The following is a 20,505-nucleotide window of genomic DNA, read 5'->3' on the forward strand; positions in this document are numbered from 1 at the left end:
GATCGCCGCAATAGGATCTCGACATGAGTCAGCTTCCGTTGCGGGCGCAGCTCGCCACCGCGCTGGGCCGTACCGCCGCGACCCTGTCCCGGGCCACCGGCCGCGGCGACGGCTCGGTGATCGGCGGCAGGATCGGGCTCATGCTCGACCCGGACCTGCTGCGCAAGCTGGCGGCGCACCGCAAGCTCGCCCTGGTCAGCGCGACGAACGGGAAGACCACGACGACCCGCTTGATCGCCGCGGCCCTGCAGGAGCTGGGCGAGGTGGCGACCAACGCCTTCGGGGCGAACATGCCGGCGGGTCACGTGACGGCCCTCGCCTCGGCCAAGAACGCGCCGTACGGCGTGCTCGAGGTGGACGAGAAGTACCTCCCCGAGGTGCTCGACACCACCGGGGCGCAGGTCGTCTGCCTGATGAACCTCAGCCGCGACCAGATGGACCGGGCCGCCGAGATCTGGCTGCTGGCCCAGAAGTGGCGCCGGGCGCTCAGCGGCAAGCCCGCCCACGCGATCGCCAACTGCGATGACCCGCTGGTGGCCTGGGCCGCCAGCACCGCCGCCCGGGTCACCTGGGTGGCGGCCGGGCAGCGCTGGCGGGAGGACTCATGGTGCTGCCCGGAGTGCGGCGGCCCGCTCGACCGCCCCGAGCCGGGGACGATCGGCCAGGGGATCGGGGTCTCGTCGGCCGCCGGCGCCATGTGGGCCTGCCGGGAGTGCACCTTCCACCGCCCGGAGCCGAACTGGGTGCTCGACGGTGAGGAGGTCATCGACCCCCGGGGCACGCGCTGGCGGCTGGACCTGCAGCTTCCCGGCCAGGCGAACCGGTCGAACGCGGCGATGGCCCTCGCGGTCGCGGCCGCCTTCGGCCTGGAGCCCGCCCGGGCCCTGCCCCGGCTGCGCACGGTGACCTCGGTGGCCGGGCGGTACACCACGGTCGAGCGGGACGGCCGGGTGCTGCGGCTGCTGCTCGCCAAGAACCCCGCGGGCTGGCTCGAGGCATTCGACGTGACCGACCCCGCGCTTCCGGTGATCCTCTCGGTCAACGCCCAGGTGCCGGACGGCCGCGACACCTCCTGGCTGTGGGACGTCGACTACGGCGTGCTCAAGGGCCGCCCCGTGGTCGTCACCGGCGAGCGCCGGCTCGACCTGGCGCTCCGGCTCCACGTGGCCGGGGTGCCGTTCCAGCTGTGCGACTCGTTCGGTGAGGCGGTCTCCGCCGTGCCCGCCGGCCGGGTCGACGTGATCGCCAACTACACCGCGTTCCAGCAGATCCGAGCGGAGTTCGGCCGTGCAGTCTGACCTGTGCCTCGTCTGGATCTATCCCGACCTGCTCAGCACCTACGGCGACCAGGGCAACGTTCTGGTGCTCGAGCACCGGGCGCGGGCCCGGGGGATCCCGGCCCGGACGATCCACGTCCGCTCCTCCGACCCGGTCCCCCAGCAGGGGCACATCTACCTGATCGGAGGCGGTGAGGACCGGCCCCAGATCCTCGCCACCGAGCGGCTGCGCCGGGACGGCGGCCTGCACGCCGCGGTCGCCAACGGCGCGGTGGTGTTCGCGGTCTGCGCGGGTTACCAGCTCATCGGCCGGGTGTACGCCGGGGACGAGGGCCAGCCGGTGGAGGGCGTCGGCCTGCTCGACATCAGCTCCGGCCGCGGCCAGCGGCGGGCCGTGGGCGAGCTCGCCGCCGAGCCCGACCCCGCGCTCGGCCTGCCCACGCTCACCGGGTTCGAGAACCACATGGGGGTGACCACGCTCGGCCCCGGGGTGCGGCCGCTCGCCCGCACGGTCGCCGGGGTCGGCAACGGCGACGGCACCGAGGGGTGCTACGCGGGGCGGGTGGTCGGCACCTACATGCACGGCCCGGCGCTCGCCCGCAACCCCGCCCTGGCCGACCTGCTGCTGAGCTGGGTCGTGGGGGCGCTCCCGCCCATGGACGACACGTGGTACGAGCGGCTGCGCCAGGAGCGGCTCGCCGCCGTGCTCTCCAAGTGACGGAACGCCGCGGCCCGGTGGGCCTTCGGTACGGCGCCGCCGGGGAGCGCCGCCGCGCCGTGGCGCGGACCGGCTGAGGCGGCCGCGCCGCGGCCCCGCTCCCGGTCCTTGCCGGCGGCGGAGGCGCGCCGGAGATGCCCCTCCGGGCCGAGGGCGCGCGGGGAGGCGTGGGCAGGCCGGCGCGGCCTCACCCGTGGTCTCTCCATGGCGCCACCGGGCGTACCCGGGAGCTCAGCGCGTGGCCGTCACGGAGCAGCGCGAGCAGGCCGGTGCGGTCCCGCGCGTGGTCCCTCCGCCGCGGTGCCGGGGCGTACCCGGGAGCCCAAGTGCGCGGCCGTGAATGGGCGACCGGGCCGGTGCCGGCACGGCCGCCTCAGTAGACGAGGGCCTGCGCCCCCTCGGCGAGCACCTCTTCGACGAACGTGGGCGCGCCCGCGATCCGGATCCCCTCGATCACGTCGTCCACGGTGATCCCGCGGCGGGCGGCGCACTGGGTGCACAGGGTGACCTTGCCACCGGTGAGCACCGCATCGAGCAGGTCCTCCAGCGGGGTCGCCTCCGGCAGGCGGAACTCCTTCGCCCGGCCGGGGAGCGCGAACCAGGCGGACTCGCCGGTGAGCCAGAGCGAGACCGGGACACCGCTCGCCACCGCGGCCGCCGCCACGGTGAAGGCCTGGTTGCACCGCTCGGGCGCGTCCATGCCCGCCGTCACCTTGATCACAAGAGAGCGTGCCATGCTCGCAGCCTAGTCCGGCCCCGCCGCCCTCGGTGGAGCGGCCGCCGTGTCCGCCGGATCGGCTCCCGGATCGGTGGACGCATGGCATCGGTGGACGCCGGGCATCTGTGAACGCCGGACGGGGGCGGCCGATGGCGTGCGGCCACCGATCCGCGGCATCCAGGCCACCTTTGCCGGTGCTCATGCCCGTGGGCCGGGCGGGATGCCGGTGGGGCGGGCGGGATGCCGGCGCCCGCCGGCCGTACCGCAGCCGCGGGGCGTCCGCGCCGGCGGCGGTGACGTGCCGATCGCGCCCGCGCCGGCGGCGAGGGCATGCGCCGCGTCGCCGGGTCGGCCGTACGGCCCGTAGCCATGCCGCGGGCACCCGTCCGGGCCTCTAGGCTCGGGTGCATGGACGTTCACCCCGAGCTCGAACCGATCGCATTCCTCCTCGGCCGCTGGGAAGGCGCGGGTGTGATCGGTTATCCCACGATCGAGAGCGCGAACTTCGGCCAGGAGGTGGTGTTCGGGCACAACGGGAAACCGTTCCTGACCTACCAGAGCCGCACCTGGCTGCTCGACAGGGACGGCAACCGGGTGCGCCCGCTGGCCATGGAGTCCGGCTTCTGGCGGATGCTGCCCGACCGGCAGGTCGAGGTCTGTCTCAGCCACCCGACGGGCATCGTGGAGATCTACGTCGGCGAGGTCGTCTTCCACAAGATCGAGCTGCACACCGACGTGGTCGCCCGTACCGTGACCGCGAAGGAGTACAACGCCGGGCGCCGGCTCTACGGCCTGGTCAACGGCAACCTCATGTACGCCTTCGACATGGCGGCGATGGGCCAGTCGCTCCAGGCGCACGCCTCGGCCGAGCTGAAGAAGGTGGCGGACTTCGTCCCCGGCGAGTGACCCCGCCCGCGGCGTGGGAAGCGCCGGAGTGGGCCTGCGGGTGGAGAAGCGTGAAGAACCCCGGGCGCGCTTCCGCCGGAGGCGGGCCGGTTGGACCTGGGCCGAGAGCGTGCTCGGCCACCGGCTGCCCGGGGTCCGGTGCCTGCTGTGGATTCGCCGGGACGTCACCGACATCCAGGCGGAGGCCTAGACGGGGGCGTCCTAGCGGACAGTCACCTCGCCGGTCCGATAACTGTCGATCATTGTCTGGACCACCTCCTTTCTGGCGTGCTTGCACGCTATGCGACCGGATCCGGAAGGGCAATCGAATATTCCGCCGATCCGGGCGCAGGACTCCCAGAGGCGGCGAACCGTAAACTCGGGTCATGGCCAAGGCATGGCACGAGGAACTGCGGGCGCGCGGTTACCGGATCACCCCTCAGCGGCAGCTCGTGCTCGAAGCGGTCGCCAAGCTGGGGCACGCGACGCCGGAGGACATCTGTGCCGAGGTCCGGGAGACGGCACGCGGGATCAACATCTCGACCGTCTACCGCACGCTCGAGCTCCTTGAGAAGCTCGGCCTGGTCACGCACACGCACCTCAACCGGAACGCCCCCACCTATCACCTGGCCTCCGAGGCCGATCACGTGCACCTCGTCTGCCGGGGCTGCGGGGAGGTGACGGAGGTCTCGCCGGACATGGCCGCGGGGCTCGTGTCGAGCCTCGAGGAGAAGCTCGGTTTCGAGACCGATATCAGTCACCTCACCGTCTACGGCCACTGCCGTAACTGCCGTTGATTCTTCGTAATTTTTATCTAATTTGTCATGGTTTGTCCTATATTGTCGTGCCTGTACTGTGGCGCCAAGGGGGCATTGCCGGCGCTGAGGAGTAGTAGTGACCGTCCAGGCAGAAGCAGCCATCCGGCGCACCAAGGAACTCTTCCTGGAGCAAGACGGACGGCTGCTCGATCAATGGTCCGAAAAGGCGAACATCTCCGCCGATGAGCTCCGCGAGCTCTACCGTGCCCTGCGCACCGCGCTCTCCGGCAAGGAAGAGGACTTCACCGACGTACGCGGGCTGCTCGCCGAGTTCTCCCGGACCCGGGTCCGGCAGGGGTACACGCCCTCGGAAACCGCGCGGACGGTGTTCGCGCTCAAGGACGCGATGTACGAGATCGTCGAGGCCGACGGCAGCCCCGAGGCGCTCCGCGGGTTCGCGTGGTTCTCGCGGCTCGTCGACGACCTCGGCCTGTTCACCTTCGAGACCTTCTCCAACGCCCGGGAGAAGATCATCCTTGACCAGACCGAGCAGCTCCTGGAGCTCTCCACGCCCGTGGTGAAGCTGTGGGAGGGCATCGTCGCGGTGCCGCTCGTCGGCACCCTCGACTCGGCCCGGACCCAGGTCGTGATGGAGAAGCTGCTGCAGACCCTGATGGAGACGGGCTCACAGCACGCCGTCATCGACATCACCGGGGTCCCGGCCGTGGACACCCAGGTCGCCCACCACCTGCTGAAGACGGTGATGGCGGCCCGGCTGATGGGCGCCGAGTGCGTGATCTCCGGGATCCGCCCGCAGATCGCGCACACCATCGTCACGCTCGGCATCGAGTTCGGTGACATCGTCACCAAGGCCTCGCTCGCCGACGCGCTGGCGCACGCGCTCCGCAGAAGCGGCGCCGAGATCAAGGTCAACGGCCGCCGGCCCGACGAGGAAGAGACCGAGAGCAGCCCATGACCCGCCCGCCGATCCTGAAGCTGGGCGACATCCTGATCGTCTCGATCCAGACCGACCTCGACGACCAGGAGGCCGTGGCGCTTCAGGACGACCTCGCGGAGGCCGCCGTCGCCTCGGGGGCGCGCGGCGTCATCATCGACATCACCGCCGTCGACGTCGTCGACTCCTTCATCGGCCGCACCTTCGCCACCATCGCCGCCATCACCCGCATCCTCGACGCGGAGACCGTGGTGGTCGGCATGCAGCCGGCCGTCGCGATCACGATGGTGGAACTGGGGCTCTCCATGGGCGGGGTGCGCACCGCCCTCAACCTCACCCAGGCCATCGAGATGCTCAACCATGCCCGGAGCCCTGGGTGAGCACCGAGCCGCAGGAACTGACCATCGCCACCAACGGCGACATCGTCCAGGCGCGCCGGCAAGTCCGGATCGCCGCGGCGGAGCTGGGGCTGTCGCTGGTCGACCAGACCAAGGTGGTGACCGTGGCGAGCGAGCTGGCCCGGAACGCCCTGGTGCACGCGGGCGGCGGCCACATGCGGGTCGAGGTCGTGCACAACGGACCCCGCCGGGGCCTTCGGCTGACCGTGGTCGATGAAGGGCCCGGCATCGAGGACATCGAGCAGGCGCTGACCGAGGGCTTCAGCACCGCCAACGGCCTCGGGCTGGGCCTCAGCGGGTCGCGCCGCCTCGTCGACGAATTCGACCTGGTCTCGGCACCCCAGCAGGGCACGCGGGTGACGGTGATCAAATGGGCGCGGTGATGGACGGCCGGGCGGACGTGTGGATCCGCACCGAGGACCCGAGCGCGGTCGGTGCGGTCCGCCGGGCCGCGGCCGAGCTCGCCAGGGAGGCCGGTTTCGACGCGACCCGGACCGGTGAGGTCGGGGTGGCCGTGACCGAGGCCGTCTCGAACCTGGTCAAGCACGCGGTGGACGGCGTCGTCCTGCTCCGCCCGCACCCGGAGATGGCCCGCGCGGTGGAGCTCGTGGCCATCGACAGCGGGCCCGGCATCGCCGACCTCGGTCAGGCGCTGCGCGACGGCTACTCCACCACCGGCACCCTGGGGATCGGCCTGGGGGCGATCCGGCGCCTCGCCTCACGGCTGGACGCCTACTCCCTCCCGGGCCGGGGCAGCGTGCTCGTGGCGGTCTTCACCCCGCACGGCATGCCGGCGCCGCCGCAGCGGTGCAGCGGGCTGTGCCGCCCGATCGGGGAGGAGGTGGTGTGCGGGGACGCCTTCGCGTTCGTGGCGACCGAGGACTCGGTGATCGTCACCGTCTGCGACGGGCTGGGGCACGGCGGTGCCGCGGCACAGGCGTCCCAGCAGGCGGTACGGATCTTCCTCAAGCAGCCGCACATGTCACCCGCCGAGATCCTGGAGCGCGTCCACCGCGGGCTGGGGCAGACCAGGGGCGGCGCGGTCGCGGTCGGCCTGGTGCGGCCGGGGTCGGTGTCCTTCGCCGGGCTGGGCAACGTCTCCGGGTTGATCGTCACCGCCGAGGGCAAGGTGGCGATGACCTCCCAGCCGGGGATCGCCGGCCACCCGGGCGGGCTCACGCACCAGTACGAGTACCCGCTGCCGCAGCACGCGGTCGTGGTCTTCCACTCCGACGGTCTCTCGGACCGCTGGGAGCCCACGACCTTCCCCGGCCTGCTCACCCACTCGCCGGCCGTCATCTGCGCCACCCTGCTGCGCGATGTGGGCACCCGGCGGGACGACGCGTGCGTGGTGGCGGTGAGGGCGCGGCCATGACCGGTGAGGAGATCACCCGGGTCGGCTTCGGGGATGACCAGGACGCCTTCGCCATCCGGCGCCTCGCCCGGGAGATCGCCGAACGGGTGGGGCTGGAGGCGCAGGACCGGATCCGGATGGCCACCGCGCTCAGCGAGATCGTCCGGGAGGTGCTCGCGCTCGGCGGAGAGGGGGTCGTGATCATCAGCCTCACCGAGGAGAGCCTGATCATGACGGTGGACTACCGCGTCGGCGAGGACCTGCGGCAGAGCGAGGGGATGGCGCTCGCCGGGCGTCTGGTCGACGAGGTCGTCCACGCCGAGCCCGGGAGCATCACCCTGGTCAAGCGCGTGCCGGCCCACGTCGCCCGGCGCTCGCCGGCCGAGGTCCGCGCCGGCCTGTCACCCGTGGTGCGGGTCACCGCCATGGACGAGCTGCGGGAGCAGAACCGGGAGCTCGCCGGCACCCTGGAGGAGGGGCAGCGGCTCAACGTCGAGCTGACCGAGACGAACAAGGGCATCCTGGCGCTGTACAACCAGCTCTCGGCCGAGCTGGAGGAGACCAACCGCGGCGTGGTCGCGCTCTACGCCGAGCTGGAGGAGAAGTCCGCCCGGCTCCGGGAGCTGGCCGAGGCCCGGCAGCGGTTCTGGGTGAGCGTCAGCCACGAGCTCCGCACCCCGCTCAACTCGATCATCGGGCTGGTACGGCTGCTGCTCGGCCCGGGCGGGGAGCCGCTCAGCGAGGAGCAGGAGCACCAGATCCGGCTGATCGGCTCCTCGGCCGAGACGCTGCTGGCCATGGTGAGCGAACTGCTCGACATGGCCAAGGCCGAGTCCGGGCGGATCCAGCCGCAGCCGGTGGCCGTCGATGTGGCGGCCCTGGCCGAGGAGGTGTGCACGGCCCTGCGTCCGGCCGCGCCCCACCGGGTGGCCCTGATCGTCGACGTGGCCGCCGACGTGGGCGAGATGTTCGCCGACAAGGCGATCCTCGCCCGGATCCTGCACAACCTGCTCTACAACGCGCTGAAGTTCACCTACGAGGGCGAGGTACGGCTCAGCGTCCGCCTCGACCCGGACGCGGGCGACGTCGTCTTCACCGTCGCCGACACCGGGATCGGCATCCCGGCCAAGTACCTGGAGCGGGTCTTCGAGGAGTTCTTCCAGGTCCCCGGGCCGGTGGCGGTCAAGGCCGAAGGGAGCGGGCTCGGCCTGCCGTACGCGCGGCGGCTCGCCGAGGCGCTCGGCGGCACGCTCACGCTGACCAGCCGGGAGGGCGAGGGCACGACCGCCACGCTCCGCGTGCCGCGGCGGATGGCGCGGCCGGAGGTGAACCGGGTGCTGATCGCGGACGGCGACGCCGGGTTCCGCGCCGCGGCCCGGCGGCTGCTGACCGGCTTCGCCACCCACGTGATGGAGGCCGCCGACGGGATCACCGCCCTGCAGCTCATGACCGCGCACCCGCCGGACGTGGTGTTGATCGACGAGTTCCTGCCGCGGATGGACGGCGCCACCCTGCTGCAGCGGATGGCCGAGGCCGCGCGGCTCCGCGACGTCCCGGTGGTGGTCGTCGGCTACCCCTCCCAGCAGGCGGACCGGGGATTTCCGGTCCTGAGCCGGCAGGAGCTCGACCGGGACCGGCTGCTCGCGACGATCCGGGCGGTCCGGGCCGCCCGAACGGGTGGGGGGCCGGAGCATGGGTGACACGCGGGCCACGGTGCTGGTGGTCGACGACACGCCCACCAAGCGGTACATCCTGTCGAGCTGGCTCCGCCGGGCCGGGCACCGGGTGGTGGAGGCCACCGGCGGCGGCGAGGCGCTGTTCCTCGTCGGGGAGGTCAAGCCCGACCTCGTCGTCCTCGACATCCGCATGCCCGACATCAGCGGATTCGAGGTGTGCGAGCGGATCAAGGGCGACCCGGCGACCGCCGCCATCCCGGTCATCCAGGTGTCGGCGGCCGCGATCGCCGCGTCCGACCGTACCGAGGGCCTGGAGCGCGGGGCGGACGCGTACCTGACCGAGCCGATCGAGCCGGACGAGTTCACCGCGACCGTCGAGGCCACGCTGCGCTACTACTGGGCGCGGCGGCGGGCCGAGCGGATGGCCGCGCGGCTCGCCCAGCTCGTCGAGATCACGCTGCGGATCAACGAGGCGGAGACCTTCGACGAGGTGCTCCGGGTGGCGGCCGGCGGGGCCGCGCAGATGCTGGAGCGGCCCGCGGGCCTGCTCGCGCTCGCCCCGAACGGGAAGACACGCGCCTACATCGCCCGGCCGGGCCGGGAGACCACGGCCATGTCCGCCACTCCGGGCAGCCTCGACCGGCTCACCGGCCGCTCCCTGGGGGAGGCGGCCGGGGTGCGGCTGCTCGAAACCGGCGTGGACGAGTGGACGCGGATCGTGCCGGGCTGCGGGATCACCTCCGGCGTGCGGGGCGTGGTGTGCCGGACCAAGACCGGCCGGCCGCCGGTCTACCTCGGCGTGGCGAGCCGGCCGCCCATGGACGAGGGCGACACGAACCTCCTCCGCCAGCTCGGGCAGGCGCTCGCCCTGGCCGTGGACGCGCTGCGGGCGTACACCGAGGAGCACACGATCGCGCTCACCCTGCAGCGCAGCCTGCTGCCCAGGCGCGTCCCCGACATCCCCGGCCTGCGGATCAGCGTCCGCTACCAGCCGGCCGCCAAGGAGGTGGGCGGGGACTTCTACGAGGTCCTGCCGCTCGGCGAGCGGGTGCTGGTCGCGCTCGGCGACGTCCAGGGCCACTCCCTGCACGCGGCGACCGTGATGGCGGAGCTGCGGCACGCCCTGCGCGCCTCGCTGCTCGACAAGGTCGACCCGGCGCATTCGATGGGGCTGCTCAACACGGTGCTGCGCCGCTACCACCCGCTGATCACGGCGACCGTCTGCCTGCTGCTCATCGCGCCGGCCACCGGGGAGGTGGAGCTGGTCAACGCCGGGCACATCCCGCCGCTGCTCGCCGGGAAGGACGCGCGATACCACCCGTTCGGCGACCTGATGCTCGGCGTCACCGACGAGACCTACCGCGTGGAACGGCTGATCCTGCCCGAGGACGGCACCATCCTGCTCTTCACCGACGGGCTGATCGAGGACCGGGGCCGGATGCTCGACGACGGCCTGGAGACCGCCCGGCGGCTCGCCGAGGACGTGGGCGACGACCTCGACGCGTTCTGCGACCGGCTCATCGGCGCGTTCGGCGCCCGGGAGGACGACTTCGCCCTCGTCGCGGTGCGCCGCACCGGAGAGCGGAAGCCGTACCCGAGCGAATAGCCTGGGAGCCATGCGGAGCCCACTGCTGGACGCCCTAGGCGCGGTCCCCGGTGAGCGGCCGGACGAGACCGTCGCCGCCCACTACGGAGACCCCTACGCCGAGCAGCGCGCGCTCGTGCGCGGGGAGGCGCTCACCGACCGGAGCAACCGGGGGGTGGTGCGCGTCTCCGGTCCCGATCGGCTGAGCTGGCTCAACAGCCTCAGCTCGCAGAAGCTCGACACCCTCCGGCCCGGCGTCCCCACCCAGACGCTGATCCTCGACCCGCACGGCAGGATCGAGCACCACCTCACCCTGGTGGACGACGGGACGGCGGTGTGGGCGCACGTGGAGCCGGGCACCGCGGCGGACCTGATCGCCTTCCTGGAGAAGATGCGGTTCATGCTCCGGGTCGAGATCGAGGACCGGACCGCCGAGTACGCGGTGGTCTCGGTGGGCGCGCCCGGCACCGAACCGGCGCCGCGCACCCTCCCGGAGGGCATCATCGCGATCGGCGGCGACCTGCTCGTGCCGCGCGACCGGCTCGCCGGGATCGCCGATGAGCTCGGGCTGCGGCTCGCCGGGCTGTGGGCGTACGAGGCGCTGCGGATCGCCGCGCACATCCCCCGCCTGGGCTTCGAGACCGACCACAAGACCATCCCCCACGAGGTCGGCTGGATCGAGAAGGCGGTCCACCTCAACAAGGGCTGCTACCGGGGCCAGGAGACGGTCGCCCGGGTGCACAACCTCGGCCACCCGCCGCGCCGGCTCGTCTTCCTCCACCTCGACGGCAGCGTCGACATCCTGCCGCCGCACGGCGCCCCGGTCACGCTCGCCGGCCCGGCCGCGGCCGCCGGGGAGCCCGGGGCGGAGCCGGACGCCGGCGACCGTGGGCAGGTGGGGTTCGTCGGCTCGTCGGCCCGGCACTACGAGCTCGGCCCGATCGCCCTCGCCCTGGTGAAGCGGACGGTGCCGGTCGACGCACCGCTGCTCGCGGGTGGAGTGGCCGCGTCGCAGGAGGTCATCGTGCCGCCGGACGCCGGGCGGAACGTGAAGATCGACCCCGCCCTGGCGCGCCGCCGCCTCCGCTGAGGACCGCCCGGCGGGCGCCTGAGGACCGCCCGGCGGGCGCCGTCCACGGGCGCCCGCCCGCGCGCGGGAGTGCCCGCCGGCGCGGGCCCGCCGGCCGTGCGCCGCGCCGTCGCGCGGCGGTGAGGCGGAGGCCGATCCGGTCCCGCACGTGCGGGCCGCGGCGGTCAGGCATCCCATCCGGCAGGGCCGCGCGGCGGTCAGGCCGAAGGCGCGTCGACGTGGAGGACCAGGGTGACCGGGCCGTCGTTGGTCAAGGTCACCTTCATGTCCGCGCCGAACACCCCGGTCTCCACCCGGGCGCCGAGCGCGCGCAGCTCCTCGACCACCGCGTCGACCAGCGGCTCGGCCACCGGGGCCGGCGCCGCCGCCTGCCAGGTGGGCCGGCGGCCCCGCCGGGCGTCGCCGTACAGGGTGAACTGGCTGATCACGAGCAGGGGCGCGTTCAGGTCGGAGCAGGACTTCTCCCCGTGGAGGATGCGCAGCCCCCACAGCTTGGCCGCGAGCCGCGCCGCCTCCGCCCGCCCATCGGTGTGGGTGACTCCGACGAGGACGAGCAGGCCCGGCTCGTCGATCGCCCCCACGACCTTGCCGTCGACCGTCACAGACGCCGAAGTGACCCGTTGCACGACCGCACGCATGGCCCCGAATTGTGCCACGCCATGCCGTACGGCCATGCGGCCGGCCGGGTCCGGGATCCGGGGCGCCGCGCGCCGGTCCCGGATCCCCGGGCGTGGTCACCGGTCCCGGGTGCCCTGAGGCCGGCCGCGGCCGGCTCGGTGACCGCCGGCGCAGCGATCGGCAGACCGGCCGCCCACCGGGAGCGGCCGGACGGGTCCCCTCGGCGCGTGCATAGACTGCTCGGCATGCCTGAGCTGGTCGTCGAGGTGGTCCGTTCGGGGTTCGTGGAGTGCGTGCACCGCGTGCGGGTGCACGTCGTGGACGCGCAGGGGGAACCGGTCATGGTGCGCGGGGACACCGCGGCCCTCGCCTCCCCGCGCTCCGCGATGAAACCCCTGCAGGCGCTCGCCATGCTCCGCCACGGCCTGCCGCTCACCGGCGAGCTGCTCGCGCTCGCCTGCTCCAGCCACTGCGGGGAGGCCTTCCACGTCGACGGGGTGCGGAAGATCCTGGCGTCGGCCGGGCTCGACGAGTCCGCCCTGCGCTGCCCCCCGGACCTGCCGTACGACGAGGAGTCGCGGCTGCGGGTGATCCGTTCGGGCGGCACCGCGGAGCGGATCTACATGAACTGCTCCGGCAAGCACGCGGCGATGCTCGCCACCTGCGCGGTGAACGGCTGGCCGCTCGACAGCTACCTGCACCCCGGCCACCCGCTGCAGCGGGCGATCCGCGCCGCCGTGGAGGAGTTCACCGGGGAGCGGATCGCGGCGACCGGGGTCGACGGCTGCGGGGCGCCGCTGCTGTTCGTGTCGATGACCGGGGTGGTGCGGGCCTACCGCCGGCTCGTGCTCGCCGAGGGCGGGCCGGAGCGGCGGATCGCGGACGCCATGCGCGCCCATCCGGAGTGGACCACGGGTACGGCCCGGCCGGAGACCGTGCTGATGCGGGCGATCCCGGGGCTGCTGGTCAAGTCCGGGGCCGAGGGGTTCGTGGTCTGGGCGCACTCCGACGGCCGCGCCGGCGCGGTGAAGGTCGAGGACGGCGGGGAACGGGCGCGGATGCCGGCGACCGTGGCGGCCCTGCGCGCCGCCGGGCTGGACGCGCCCGAGCTCGCCGGGCTCGCGACCGCCCCGCTCTTCGGCGGCGGCGAGCCGGTCGGCGAGGTCCGGGTCCGGCCGGCCTGACGGAGCCTTCGGCGTACCGCTCGCGCGGCCGCGCACCGCACCTCTTCGATCGGTATCAAATGGATATTTGATATATGTCGAAAAATTTTTTATTCAATGATATGATAGCCAAAATTACAAAAATTAGGCGGTAGTTTCTCCGTCATGCGAAATGACGGAGAACCGAGCATGACCGCGCTCATGGCCGCGGCGGCCCGGGCGGCGCATCTGATCGTCGATGAAGAGCCGCACATCTTCCGCGACACCCTGGCCTACCGGTTGCTCGGCGAGCGGGCCGAGACGCTGGTGGGCTTCCACCGTGCCCATGGCACGGAGCCGGTCCTCGCGGGCGCCCGGACCGCGGCGGTCACGCGCAGCCGCTACACGGAGGACCGGCTGACCGAGGCGATCGGCCGCGGAATCGGCCAGTACGTGATCCTCGGCGCCGGGCTGGATTCGTTCGCCTACCGGTCCCCGTACGCCGGGAAGATCCGCGTCTTCGAGGTCGATCACCCGGACACCCAGGGGTGGAAGCGCGCGCTGCTCACCGCGAGCGGGATCCCCACGCCGCCCTCGCTGCGCTTCGTCCCGGCCGATCTGGAAGAGCAATTCGACCGTCTCGCGTACGGCGGGCTGGACCCCTCCCGGCCGGCGTTCGTGAGCTGGCTCGGTGTCACCATGTACCTCACCCGCGGTGCGGTGGAGCGGACGCTCGCGTGGCTCGGCCGCCTCGCGCCCGGCACGGAGCTCGTCGTGGAGTACCTGCTCCCCGAGGCGCTGTGGGACGCCGCCGGCCGGGAGTACGCGGAGCACGTCCGGGCGGCCGCGGCCGGATTCGGGGAACCATGGGTGACCTTCTTCGCCCCCGAGGAGATGTCCGCCCTGCTGGAGAGGCACGGGTTCGAGGTGATCGAGCAGGCACGGCAGCGCGAGGCGATCGACGCCGCCCTGTGGCACCGGTCCGATTCGCTGAGCGCCTGCGACCTGTCGGTCTTCGCCCATGCCCGGGTACGCCGCGATCCGGCCGCGGGCGGCGGCGCCTGACTCCTCCGCGGCCGGCGCCGGTTCGCCGATCCCGCCCACCGGCGTCGGATGTGGCGCGCCCCACCGGCGCCGGCCGGGGCGCCGGTGGGACGGGCACGCGCTCGCGACGCCGCACCGCCGCGCGCGGGCTCGCCGGCCGCCGGCCAGGCCCGGGCGCCATCGCCGGCCCGGCGGCCTCCGCCGGCGCGCCGGGCGGACCTCCCGGCCGCAGGCGCCCGCGCGGGCGGGTTCGCCGGCCGCGGCGCGGGCTACAGCGAGCGGAACCGGCGGCTGGCGGAGATCGCGCCGGAGGTGGTCACCGTGAACGTCCGCATCGAGTCGGCGAACTTCGACAGATCCCACTCGGCGGGGCCCTGGTACCAGTACAGGTGGTCCGCCCGCTCGCCGTTGCCGGTGAACGAGCTCACCACCCTCGCCCAGGGGTCCACGTTGTCGAAGATCACGGCGTACGGCAGATAGCGGGAGAACAGCTCGATCCGTCGCTCCGGCGGCACGTCGTCGATACCGCCCTCCGCCAGGTACCGGCGGAAGCCCAGGGTGTGCGCGAGGGCCGCCGACCCCTTCGCGGTCTTCGCCGGCATGAACTGCCCGCCGTACGCGAGCGCCGCGCCGGCGATGATCACGGCGAGGCCGAGCAGTCCGTACGTGGTGAACCAGGCGAGCAGCACGGTGCCCAGCACGCCGATCACGATCGTGATGATCCCCAGGGTGGTCCACCGGGAGCGGACGGAGTCGGGCCGCCTGGCGAACCAGCCCTGCCGTACCACGTCCTCGTAGAGCGCGTCCCGGACCGCGTCGAGCCTCTCGGCGAACGAGCCGTGGAGCTCCGACAGCAGCACCGAGTCCCGGCCGTCGAAGAGCGCGTCGTAGAGGGCGCGCTCGTAGGGGAGGAGCTCGTCGACCCGGGCGCCGGGCAGCTTGACCAGCCGCCAGTCCGGGGCGTCGTACGCCTGCCGGGGCTGCTCGTCGATCCGCAGGTAGCCGCGGACCGCGAGGTCGAGGATGGTGGCGGTGACGTCGACGACGTCCGCCTGCTCGTCGATGAGGGTGCCGATCTGTCCCGGCCGCACGCCGTCGGGCGGGGTGAACACGCCGTTCCGGTGCCCGCTCAGCGGGCCGGACTCGGTGCTGATCACCCGGGCGTCCCGGCCGCGGGTCCAGTAGAGGAGGCCGACGCCGCCGAGGAGGACCACGAGCAGCGCGGCGAGCGCCGTACCGGTGACCGCGTTCAGGGTGAAGGCGGTGGAGAGCTCGAACCGGCGCTCCAGGATCGGCTGGGCCTTGGCCGCCCCCTGGGGGAAGCCGACGGCGACGGTGAGGAGCTCACCGGCGCGGAGGTTCTGCTGCTCGAACGTGGCCGAGGCGCCGGTGTGGTCCATCGAGGCCGAGGTGCAGCCGATGACGGAGGACGGCGGCCCGGCGAAACAGGACAGGTGGTGGATGGGCTGAGGGCCGGTGACCGTGACCGTGGCGCTCTCGGCGGGGCCCGCCACGGGGAACCAGCGCAGCTCCACGCTGCCGGGCAGCGGGGTGACCGCACCGGTGACGTCGTACTCCACCGTGCCGCTCTTGGCCATCGTCAGGGTCTGCCCGTCGAACGAGGCGCCCTTGACGTTCGAGATCCGGTAGAGCCGGTCGCGGGTGTCGTCGTACCGGGTGCGGGTGATGAGCTTGCGCTGGACCGGTCCGCCGGCGAGGGTGACCGACTCCTTGACGTGGAGCACGCCGTCGGTGCGCAACTCCATCGTCACCTCGGTGGCGGTGATCCGGCCCGGCGCCTCGTCGGCATGGGCCGGAGCCGCCGCAAGGACGGCAAAGGGGAGCAAGATCAACAATCTTAATCGGCGTGCCAAATTCACCACGAGGTAGCACCTTAGCGTCGTCCCGCCCGGCGGGCCGGGATCTCGATAGGCTTGCCGGACGTGGCACGTTCCCGGCTGTACCGCAACGGGGCGCTGGCGGCGGAGGGCTTCCCGGCCGCCGAGGTCGCCGGCCTGATCCGGGATCCGTCGGCGGTGGTGTGGCTCGACCTGTGCGCGCCCGGCCGGGAGGAGCTCGAGGCCCTCGGCGCGGAGCTGGGCGTCCACGAGCTCGCCGTGGAGGACGCGGTCAAGCGCCGGCAGCGGCCGAAGCTCGACGCCTACGACGGGCACCTCTTCCTCAGCGTGCACGCCGCCCGGTTCGACGCGGGGTCGGGCGGGCTGCGCGTCGCCGAGGCGGCCGCGTTCGTCGCCCGCAACGTCCTGGTGACCGTCCGGGAGCCGGACTTCCCGATCGACGAGGTGGTCCGCAGGTGGGACGAACAAGCGGGCCTCGCGGCGCACGGGGTGATGTTCCTCCTGTACGGCCTGCTCGACTACGTGGTGGACACCCACTTCGACGCGGTCGAGCGGATCGACGACGAGGTCGAGGCGCTGGAGGAGACGGTCTTCGGCGACGGGCCGGTGACCCCGGCGGATCAGCGGCGCGCGTACCGGATCCGCAAGAGCCTGGTGCGGCTGCGCCGGATCGTGGTGCCGATGCGCGAGGTGGTGAACGGCCTCATGCGGCGGGAGGAGGAGCTCGGCGACGGCCGCATGCGGCCGTACCTGCTGGACGTGTACGACCACGTGCTGCGGGCCACCGAGTGGACGGAGTCCCTCCGCGAGCTGCTGGCCGACATCCGGGAGGCGCACCTGACCATGCAGGGCAACCGGATGAACATGATCATGAAGCGGGTGACGAGCTGGGCGGCGATCATCGCCGTGCCCACGCTGATCACCGGGTTCTACGGGCAGAACCTGCCCTTCCCCGGGTTCGGCCAGGTGTGGGGGTTCTGGGTGTCCAACGCGCTGATCGTGATCGCCTCGGTCACCCTCTACCTGACGTTCCGCAGCCGCGACTGGCTGTGACCCGTTCCCGGGCGATCACCAGGGGCCGTACGGGCCCTCGCTTCCGCCGCTGCGGTACATGGTGACCGCGGGCTTCACGTCGGCGAGGTAGATGCCGGAGGCGATGATGGCGGCGATGGTGAAGATGTTCGGCAGCCCGGTCCCGATCCCGCCGTAGTTGACGGCGGCGGCGAAGGTGAACAGCGTCGCGAAACCCAGGATGATCAGCCAGAGCTGCTTGGTCTGCTTGCCCGCCGCGGCGAAGGCTCGCGCCGGAATCCGCACCGCGTGCACGAGCGCCCAGACGGACATGACGAAGGCCGTGACCGAGATCAGCCAAAAGATAAGGCTCAAAATGCTGTTCACCGGTCCGAACATGGACTCTCCCGCACGGTCATGGTCATGGACGTCCCCAAGACTAATGCGCGCTCCCAGGAGGTGCGCCAGACCGGATCCCGTGGCGGGAGCCCGGGACACCGGCCGGATCGCGCGGGCGGGCCGCCGCCTCCGGAACCGGATCCGCGCGGTCCCCGGCGGCGGGGCACACGGAGGACGCAGGGCGGCACGGCCCGCCGCCCGGAACGCGAACGACCCGCCCCGGAGGGCGGGTCATCCTCAGTTCCGGACCACGTCAGCGCCGCGACCCGGCCTTGGCGCGGGTGCTCTTCTTGCTCTGCTCGGCGGCGCCGCGCTCGGCCTCCTTGGCGGCCGCGGAGAACTCGCGCGCGGCGGACTGGGCGACCTTGGTGAGCTCGCGCGCGGTCTCGCCGCTCACCCGGCCCACGACCCGCTGGCCGCGCGCGGCCAGCTCGTCGTAGAGCCGCGTGAGGCGCTGCGCCGCGGAGTCGGCGTACTTGCGCGCCTTCTCGGGCATGTCCCGGGCCACGGTCTCCGCCTTGCCCTGCACGGTGAGCGCGTACGACCGCGCCTTCTCCAGGGCGAGATCGCCGGCGCCGGTGAGGGCGTAGAACGGTTTCGAGCGTGTGATCTTCTTGACCTCGGTCGCGAGGGTCATCGGCTATCCTTCCTGCGATTCCGGTGTGACGCCGTCACGCGAGGAGGCCGGGTCGCCATCCCCGAGAGGCTCAGCCGATGGCCGCGGCTGAGCGGAGGCGGCCCGGTTCTCCTTGCGGAACGATTCGTAGATGTCGATGAGGACCTGGCGCTGCCGGGGGGTGAGCGTCATGTCGGCACGGATCGCGGTCAGCACGTCGCTGGTGCCGTCGCCGTTCTCGATGAGGCCCGCCCGCTCGTAGAGCGCCTGGGCCGAGATGCTCAGCGCCTTGGCGATCTGGTTCAGGATCTCGGCGCTGGGCTTGCGCAGACCTCGCTCCACCTGGCTGAGGTAGGGGGTGGACACGCTCGCCTGGGCGGCGAGCTGGCGCAGCGAGATCTTCGCCTGCTGCCGCTGCTGACGGATGAACTCACCAAGCGAGCCGACCTTCGGCAGTTCCATGCCTCCAGTCTGCCTCGCCCTGTTTGCAGTTGCAACCGTAATGTATAACTAAAGCAAACGCTGGCGTTCAGCCGGGGAGGAACCACAGGGCCGGCGCGGAGGCGGCGAGGGCGACCGAGGCGGCGAGCAGCAGGAACCGCTGGGCCGGCGGCAGCGCGGACTGCGGACGGAGCAGCCGCTCCACCCGGGCCATCACGCTCTCGGCGGCCGAGGCGCCGAGCGCACCCTGCGGAACGGGCACCGCGGCCGTGCCGAACCGGAGCAGCGCGCTGGCCAGCCGCTTGGGGCAGCACCGCTGCCGGGCACGGTCGTCGGCGGCCATCTCGACCAGCAGCTCGACCGAGGCCTGCGCGTCCCGGACCAGCCCGGACCAGGGCAGGGCCCGGCGGAGCGCGCCGAACGGCAGCAGCACGAGGTCGTGCCGCTCGCGCACGTGCGCGGCCTCATGGGCGAGGACGGCGTCCAGCTCGCCGGGGGAGAGCAGGCTCAGCGTGCCGTCGCTGATCACGACCTGGGACTTCAGCCCGGGCACGCAGTACGCGGCCGCGGCCGGGAAGTCCACGACGCGCACGCCGGGGACCGACGGGTCCTCCCGCGCGATCAGCGCGAGCAGGTCACGATGCCGCCGCCGGGCCCGCAGCGTCTGCACCGCCGCCACGATCGGCACGGCGATCAGCACGGCGAGCAGGGCCAGGCCCAGGACCAGGGCGGTGAGCCGCGCCACGTCGTGCGGGCTCTCCACCCCGCCGTACTCCGGCGCGGTGACCATGGCGGCCATGCCGTAGAACACGCCCTTGCCGTACGGCTCGAGGGCGAACGCGAGCAGCGCGCCGATGGTGGCGAGCCCCCAGGCGACGCCGATCGCCTGCCACAGGAGGATCCCGATGTGCGGGGCTCGGTGGGTCCACTTGGCCGCGGTCAGCCGCTTGGCGGCGAGCACACAGCCCATCGCCAGCGCAGCTAACACAGCCGCGGCTATCACCGCTTCTCCAGCTCCATCAGTGCCTTGCGCAGGACCTCGGCCTCCGCCCCGGAGACCGAGCGGGCGAAGTGGGTGAGCGCGGCGTGGCGGTCACCGGTGAGGTCGAGGGCTTCGAGCATGAGCTCGGCGACGTACGCGTCCCGGCTCGCCGCCGGCTGGTACCGCCAGGCGCGGCCGTCGCGGGTGCGGTTGAGGAACCCCTTGCGGACGAGCCGGTCGAGAACGGTCATCACCGTGGTCGGCGCGAGTTCGCGGTCCTCGATCCGGCGGCCTACCTCGCGGGCGGTCAACGGAGTCTCCGCCGCCCACAGAATGTTCATGATGACGCGCTCGAGCTCACCCAGTCCTCTCACGTTAGTTAGGGTACCTGCGTTTCCGCACCCTCCGGCTGGGAGGTTTCCGCAATGGCGCTCATTCTCGTTCAGGGCGATATCACGCAGCAGCGCGTGGACGCCATCGTGAACGCGGCGAACTCCTCGCTTCTCGGCGGCGGCGGCGTGGACGGGGCGATCCACCGCCGGGGCGGCCCCCAGATTCTCGAGGAATGCCGCATCTGGCGCGCGACCCAGTACCCGGACGGCCTGCCGACCGGGAAGGCCGTGGCCACCACGGCGGGGCGGCTGCCCGCGCGGTGGGTGATCCACACCGTGGGGCCCGTGTATTCGCGGAGCGAGGACCGTTCGCACCTGCTCGCCTCCTGCTACCGCGAATCGCTCCGCATCGCGGACGCCCTCGGCGCGCGGACCGTTGCCTTTCCCGCCATCTCCACCGGCGCCTTCGGCTGGCCCATGGAGGACGCCGCCCGGATCGCGCTCACGACCGTACGGCGGGCCGACCCCGGCATCGACGAGGTGCGGTTCGTGCTTTTCGACGCCGAGGCCTATTCCGTGTTCGAGCGCGTGCTGAAGGAGATCAAATGAGCGGGCGGGGAATTCCCCGGTCCGGCGCGCCCGGGAAT

24 protein-coding genes are annotated in these 20,505 nt (G+C 72.7%); 16 read left to right on the top strand and 8 right to left on the bottom strand.

Annotated elements, in window-relative coordinates:
- The first annotated feature begins 23 nt into the window (after positions 1 to 23).
- A complete protein-coding gene (locus tag TBIS_RS02345) occupies positions 24 to 1,298 on the top strand; it encodes a Mur ligase family protein (protein ID WP_013130729.1) in 1,275 nt (424 codons plus the stop codon).
- The gene (locus TBIS_RS02350; RefSeq protein ID WP_013130730.1) at positions 1,288 to 1,995 is read left to right on the top strand and encodes a type 1 glutamine amidotransferase; all 708 of its coding nucleotides are present in this window, start codon (positions 1,288 to 1,290) and stop codon (positions 1,993 to 1,995) included. The genes TBIS_RS02345 and TBIS_RS02350 overlap by 11 nt, the downstream gene beginning before the upstream one ends.
- A 373-nt stretch (positions 1,996 to 2,368) precedes the next feature.
- Here the strand turns inward: TBIS_RS02350 and TBIS_RS02355 are convergent, their stop codons facing one another.
- Positions 2,369 to 2,731: a DsrE family protein gene (locus tag TBIS_RS02355; protein WP_013130731.1), complete on the bottom strand. Its 363-nt coding sequence runs from the start codon at positions 2,729 to 2,731 to the stop codon at positions 2,369 to 2,371.
- 390 nt (positions 2,732 to 3,121) lie between these two features.
- On the opposite strand from TBIS_RS02355, the gene TBIS_RS02360 reads away from it, so the two are divergent.
- From TBIS_RS02360 to ygfZ, 10 genes are all read left to right on the top strand, one after another.
- On the top strand, positions 3,122 to 3,619 hold the full coding sequence (locus TBIS_RS02360) for a heme-binding beta-barrel domain-containing protein (RefSeq protein WP_013130732.1): 498 nt from the start codon (positions 3,122 to 3,124) through the stop codon (positions 3,617 to 3,619).
- Between the two features lie 40 nt (positions 3,620 to 3,659).
- Complete coding sequence (locus TBIS_RS19260; RefSeq protein ID WP_158306166.1) at positions 3,660 to 3,809, top strand: hypothetical protein; 150 nt, start codon at positions 3,660 to 3,662, stop codon at positions 3,807 to 3,809.
- 175 nt (positions 3,810 to 3,984) lie between these two features.
- Positions 3,985 to 4,395 (top strand): Fur family transcriptional regulator, encoded by a 411-nt coding sequence (locus tag TBIS_RS02365; RefSeq protein WP_013130734.1) that lies wholly within the window; start codon positions 3,985 to 3,987, stop codon positions 4,393 to 4,395.
- Between the two features lie 97 nt (positions 4,396 to 4,492).
- Positions 4,493 to 5,332 (top strand): STAS domain-containing protein, encoded by an 840-nt coding sequence (locus TBIS_RS02370; RefSeq protein WP_013130735.1) that lies wholly within the window; start codon positions 4,493 to 4,495, stop codon positions 5,330 to 5,332.
- On the top strand, positions 5,329 to 5,691 hold the full coding sequence (locus tag TBIS_RS02375) for an STAS domain-containing protein (protein ID WP_013130736.1): 363 nt from the start codon (positions 5,329 to 5,331) through the stop codon (positions 5,689 to 5,691). Before TBIS_RS02370 ends, TBIS_RS02375 begins: the two co-directional genes overlap by 4 nt.
- Positions 5,688 to 6,092, top strand: a complete 405-nt coding sequence (locus TBIS_RS02380; RefSeq protein ID WP_013130737.1) for an anti-sigma regulatory factor — start codon at positions 5,688 to 5,690, stop codon at positions 6,090 to 6,092. Before TBIS_RS02375 ends, TBIS_RS02380 begins: the two co-directional genes overlap by 4 nt.
- Entirely contained in the window at positions 6,080 to 7,084 is a 1,005-nt protein-coding gene (locus TBIS_RS02385; protein ID WP_041431120.1) for an ATP-binding protein, read from the top strand. The genes TBIS_RS02380 and TBIS_RS02385 overlap by 13 nt, the downstream gene beginning before the upstream one ends.
- Positions 7,081 to 8,763, top strand: a complete 1,683-nt coding sequence (locus TBIS_RS02390) for an ATP-binding protein (protein ID WP_013130739.1) — start codon at positions 7,081 to 7,083, stop codon at positions 8,761 to 8,763. The genes TBIS_RS02385 and TBIS_RS02390 overlap by 4 nt, the downstream gene beginning before the upstream one ends.
- The gene (locus tag TBIS_RS02395; RefSeq protein ID WP_013130740.1) at positions 8,756 to 10,345 is read left to right on the top strand and encodes a fused response regulator/phosphatase; all 1,590 of its coding nucleotides are present in this window, start codon (positions 8,756 to 8,758) and stop codon (positions 10,343 to 10,345) included. The genes TBIS_RS02390 and TBIS_RS02395 overlap by 8 nt, the downstream gene beginning before the upstream one ends.
- Positions 10,346 to 10,355: 10 nt before the next feature.
- Complete coding sequence (gene ygfZ / locus TBIS_RS02400; RefSeq protein ID WP_013130741.1) at positions 10,356 to 11,414, top strand: CAF17-like 4Fe-4S cluster assembly/insertion protein YgfZ; 1,059 nt, start codon at positions 10,356 to 10,358, stop codon at positions 11,412 to 11,414.
- 197 nt (positions 11,415 to 11,611) lie between these two features.
- On the opposite strand, the gene dtd is transcribed toward ygfZ, so the two are convergent.
- A complete protein-coding gene (dtd, locus tag TBIS_RS02405) occupies positions 11,612 to 12,052 on the bottom strand; it encodes a D-aminoacyl-tRNA deacylase (RefSeq protein ID WP_013130742.1) in 441 nt (146 codons plus the stop codon).
- 225 nt (positions 12,053 to 12,277) lie between these two features.
- Between dtd and TBIS_RS02410 the strand changes: the two genes are divergently transcribed.
- Together TBIS_RS02410 and TBIS_RS02415 are read left to right on the top strand one after the other, a co-directional pair.
- On the top strand, positions 12,278 to 13,216 hold the full coding sequence (locus TBIS_RS02410; RefSeq protein WP_013130743.1) for an asparaginase: 939 nt from the start codon (positions 12,278 to 12,280) through the stop codon (positions 13,214 to 13,216).
- Between the two features lie 144 nt (positions 13,217 to 13,360).
- Positions 13,361 to 14,239 carry a class I SAM-dependent methyltransferase gene (locus tag TBIS_RS02415; RefSeq protein ID WP_013130744.1) on the top strand — a complete coding sequence of 293 codons (879 nt, stop codon included), beginning with the start codon at positions 13,361 to 13,363 and terminating at the stop codon, positions 14,237 to 14,239.
- A gap of 248 nt (positions 14,240 to 14,487) precedes the next feature.
- Here the strand turns inward: TBIS_RS02415 and TBIS_RS02420 are convergent, their stop codons facing one another.
- Positions 14,488 to 16,101, bottom strand: coding sequence for a DUF2207 family protein (locus TBIS_RS02420; RefSeq protein WP_050760410.1), 1,614 nt, complete (start codon positions 16,099 to 16,101; stop codon positions 14,488 to 14,490).
- A 60-nt stretch (positions 16,102 to 16,161) separates the two neighbouring features.
- Between TBIS_RS02420 and TBIS_RS02425 the strand changes: the two genes are divergently transcribed.
- Positions 16,162 to 17,130, top strand: a complete 969-nt coding sequence (locus TBIS_RS02425) for a magnesium transporter CorA family protein (RefSeq protein ID WP_013130746.1) — start codon at positions 16,162 to 16,164, stop codon at positions 17,128 to 17,130.
- Positions 17,131 to 17,145: 15 nt separating this feature from the next.
- Here TBIS_RS02425 and TBIS_RS02430 read toward each other — a convergent pair whose 3' ends face one another.
- The 5 genes from TBIS_RS02430 to TBIS_RS02450 form a co-directional block, all read right to left on the bottom strand.
- Positions 17,146 to 17,487: a DUF2516 family protein gene (locus tag TBIS_RS02430; RefSeq protein WP_013130747.1), complete on the bottom strand. Its 342-nt coding sequence runs from the start codon at positions 17,485 to 17,487 to the stop codon at positions 17,146 to 17,148.
- Between the two features lie 253 nt (positions 17,488 to 17,740).
- On the bottom strand, positions 17,741 to 18,124 hold the full coding sequence (locus tag TBIS_RS02435) for a hypothetical protein (protein WP_013130748.1): 384 nt from the start codon (positions 18,122 to 18,124) through the stop codon (positions 17,741 to 17,743).
- Positions 18,125 to 18,127: 3 nt separating this feature from the next.
- Positions 18,128 to 18,565, bottom strand: a complete 438-nt coding sequence (locus tag TBIS_RS02440) for a helix-turn-helix domain-containing protein (protein WP_013130749.1) — start codon at positions 18,563 to 18,565, stop codon at positions 18,128 to 18,130.
- 67 nt (positions 18,566 to 18,632) lie between these two features.
- On the bottom strand, positions 18,633 to 19,532 hold the full coding sequence (locus TBIS_RS02445; RefSeq protein ID WP_241019842.1) for a M56 family metallopeptidase: 900 nt from the start codon (positions 19,530 to 19,532) through the stop codon (positions 18,633 to 18,635).
- 11 nt (positions 19,533 to 19,543) lie between these two features.
- Entirely contained in the window at positions 19,544 to 19,900 is a 357-nt protein-coding gene (locus tag TBIS_RS02450; RefSeq protein WP_083785199.1) for a BlaI/MecI/CopY family transcriptional regulator, read from the bottom strand.
- Positions 19,901 to 19,951: 51 nt separating this feature from the next.
- On the opposite strand from TBIS_RS02450, the gene TBIS_RS02455 reads away from it, so the two are divergent.
- On the top strand, positions 19,952 to 20,467 hold the full coding sequence (locus TBIS_RS02455; protein ID WP_013130752.1) for an O-acetyl-ADP-ribose deacetylase: 516 nt from the start codon (positions 19,952 to 19,954) through the stop codon (positions 20,465 to 20,467).
- Positions 20,468 to 20,505: the final 38 nt, after the last annotated feature.

Source organism: Thermobispora bispora DSM 43833 (assembly GCF_000092645.1).
In the GTDB taxonomy this organism is placed as follows: domain Bacteria; phylum Actinomycetota; class Actinomycetes; order Streptosporangiales; family Streptosporangiaceae; genus Thermobispora; species Thermobispora bispora.

Excerpts from the sequence above, each read along its gene's own strand:
- TBIS_RS02345 (WP_013130729.1), top strand. The coding sequence starts at position 24 with ATGAGTCAGCTTCCGTTGCGGGCGCAGCTCGCCACCGCGCTGGGCCGT.
- TBIS_RS02360 (WP_013130732.1), top strand. The coding sequence starts at position 3,122 with ATGGACGTTCACCCCGAGCTCGAACCGATCGCATTCCTCCTCGGCCGC.
- TBIS_RS02410 (WP_013130743.1), top strand. The coding sequence starts at position 12,278 with ATGCCTGAGCTGGTCGTCGAGGTGGTCCGTTCGGGGTTCGTGGAGTGC.
- TBIS_RS02375 (WP_013130736.1), top strand. The coding sequence starts at position 5,329 with ATGACCCGCCCGCCGATCCTGAAGCTGGGCGACATCCTGATCGTCTCG.
- dtd (WP_013130742.1), bottom strand. The coding sequence starts at position 12,052 with ATGCGTGCGGTCGTGCAACGGGTCACTTCGGCGTCTGTGACGGTCGAC.
- TBIS_RS02415 (WP_013130744.1), top strand. The coding sequence starts at position 13,361 with ATGCGAAATGACGGAGAACCGAGCATGACCGCGCTCATGGCCGCGGCG.
- TBIS_RS02440 (WP_013130749.1), bottom strand. The coding sequence starts at position 18,565 with ATGGAACTGCCGAAGGTCGGCTCGCTTGGTGAGTTCATCCGTCAGCAG.
- ygfZ (WP_013130741.1), top strand. The coding sequence starts at position 10,356 with ATGCGGAGCCCACTGCTGGACGCCCTAGGCGCGGTCCCCGGTGAGCGG.
- TBIS_RS02390 (WP_013130739.1), top strand. The coding sequence starts at position 7,081 with ATGACCGGTGAGGAGATCACCCGGGTCGGCTTCGGGGATGACCAGGAC.
- TBIS_RS02455 (WP_013130752.1), top strand. The coding sequence starts at position 19,952 with ATGGCGCTCATTCTCGTTCAGGGCGATATCACGCAGCAGCGCGTGGAC.
- TBIS_RS02355 (WP_013130731.1), bottom strand. The coding sequence starts at position 2,731 with ATGGCACGCTCTCTTGTGATCAAGGTGACGGCGGGCATGGACGCGCCC.
- TBIS_RS02385 (WP_041431120.1), top strand. The coding sequence starts at position 6,080 with ATGGGCGCGGTGATGGACGGCCGGGCGGACGTGTGGATCCGCACCGAG.
- TBIS_RS02365 (WP_013130734.1), top strand. The coding sequence starts at position 3,985 with ATGGCCAAGGCATGGCACGAGGAACTGCGGGCGCGCGGTTACCGGATC.
- TBIS_RS02395 (WP_013130740.1), top strand. The coding sequence starts at position 8,756 with ATGGGTGACACGCGGGCCACGGTGCTGGTGGTCGACGACACGCCCACC.
- TBIS_RS02435 (WP_013130748.1), bottom strand. The coding sequence starts at position 18,124 with ATGACCCTCGCGACCGAGGTCAAGAAGATCACACGCTCGAAACCGTTC.
- TBIS_RS02430 (WP_013130747.1), bottom strand. The coding sequence starts at position 17,487 with ATGTTCGGACCGGTGAACAGCATTTTGAGCCTTATCTTTTGGCTGATC.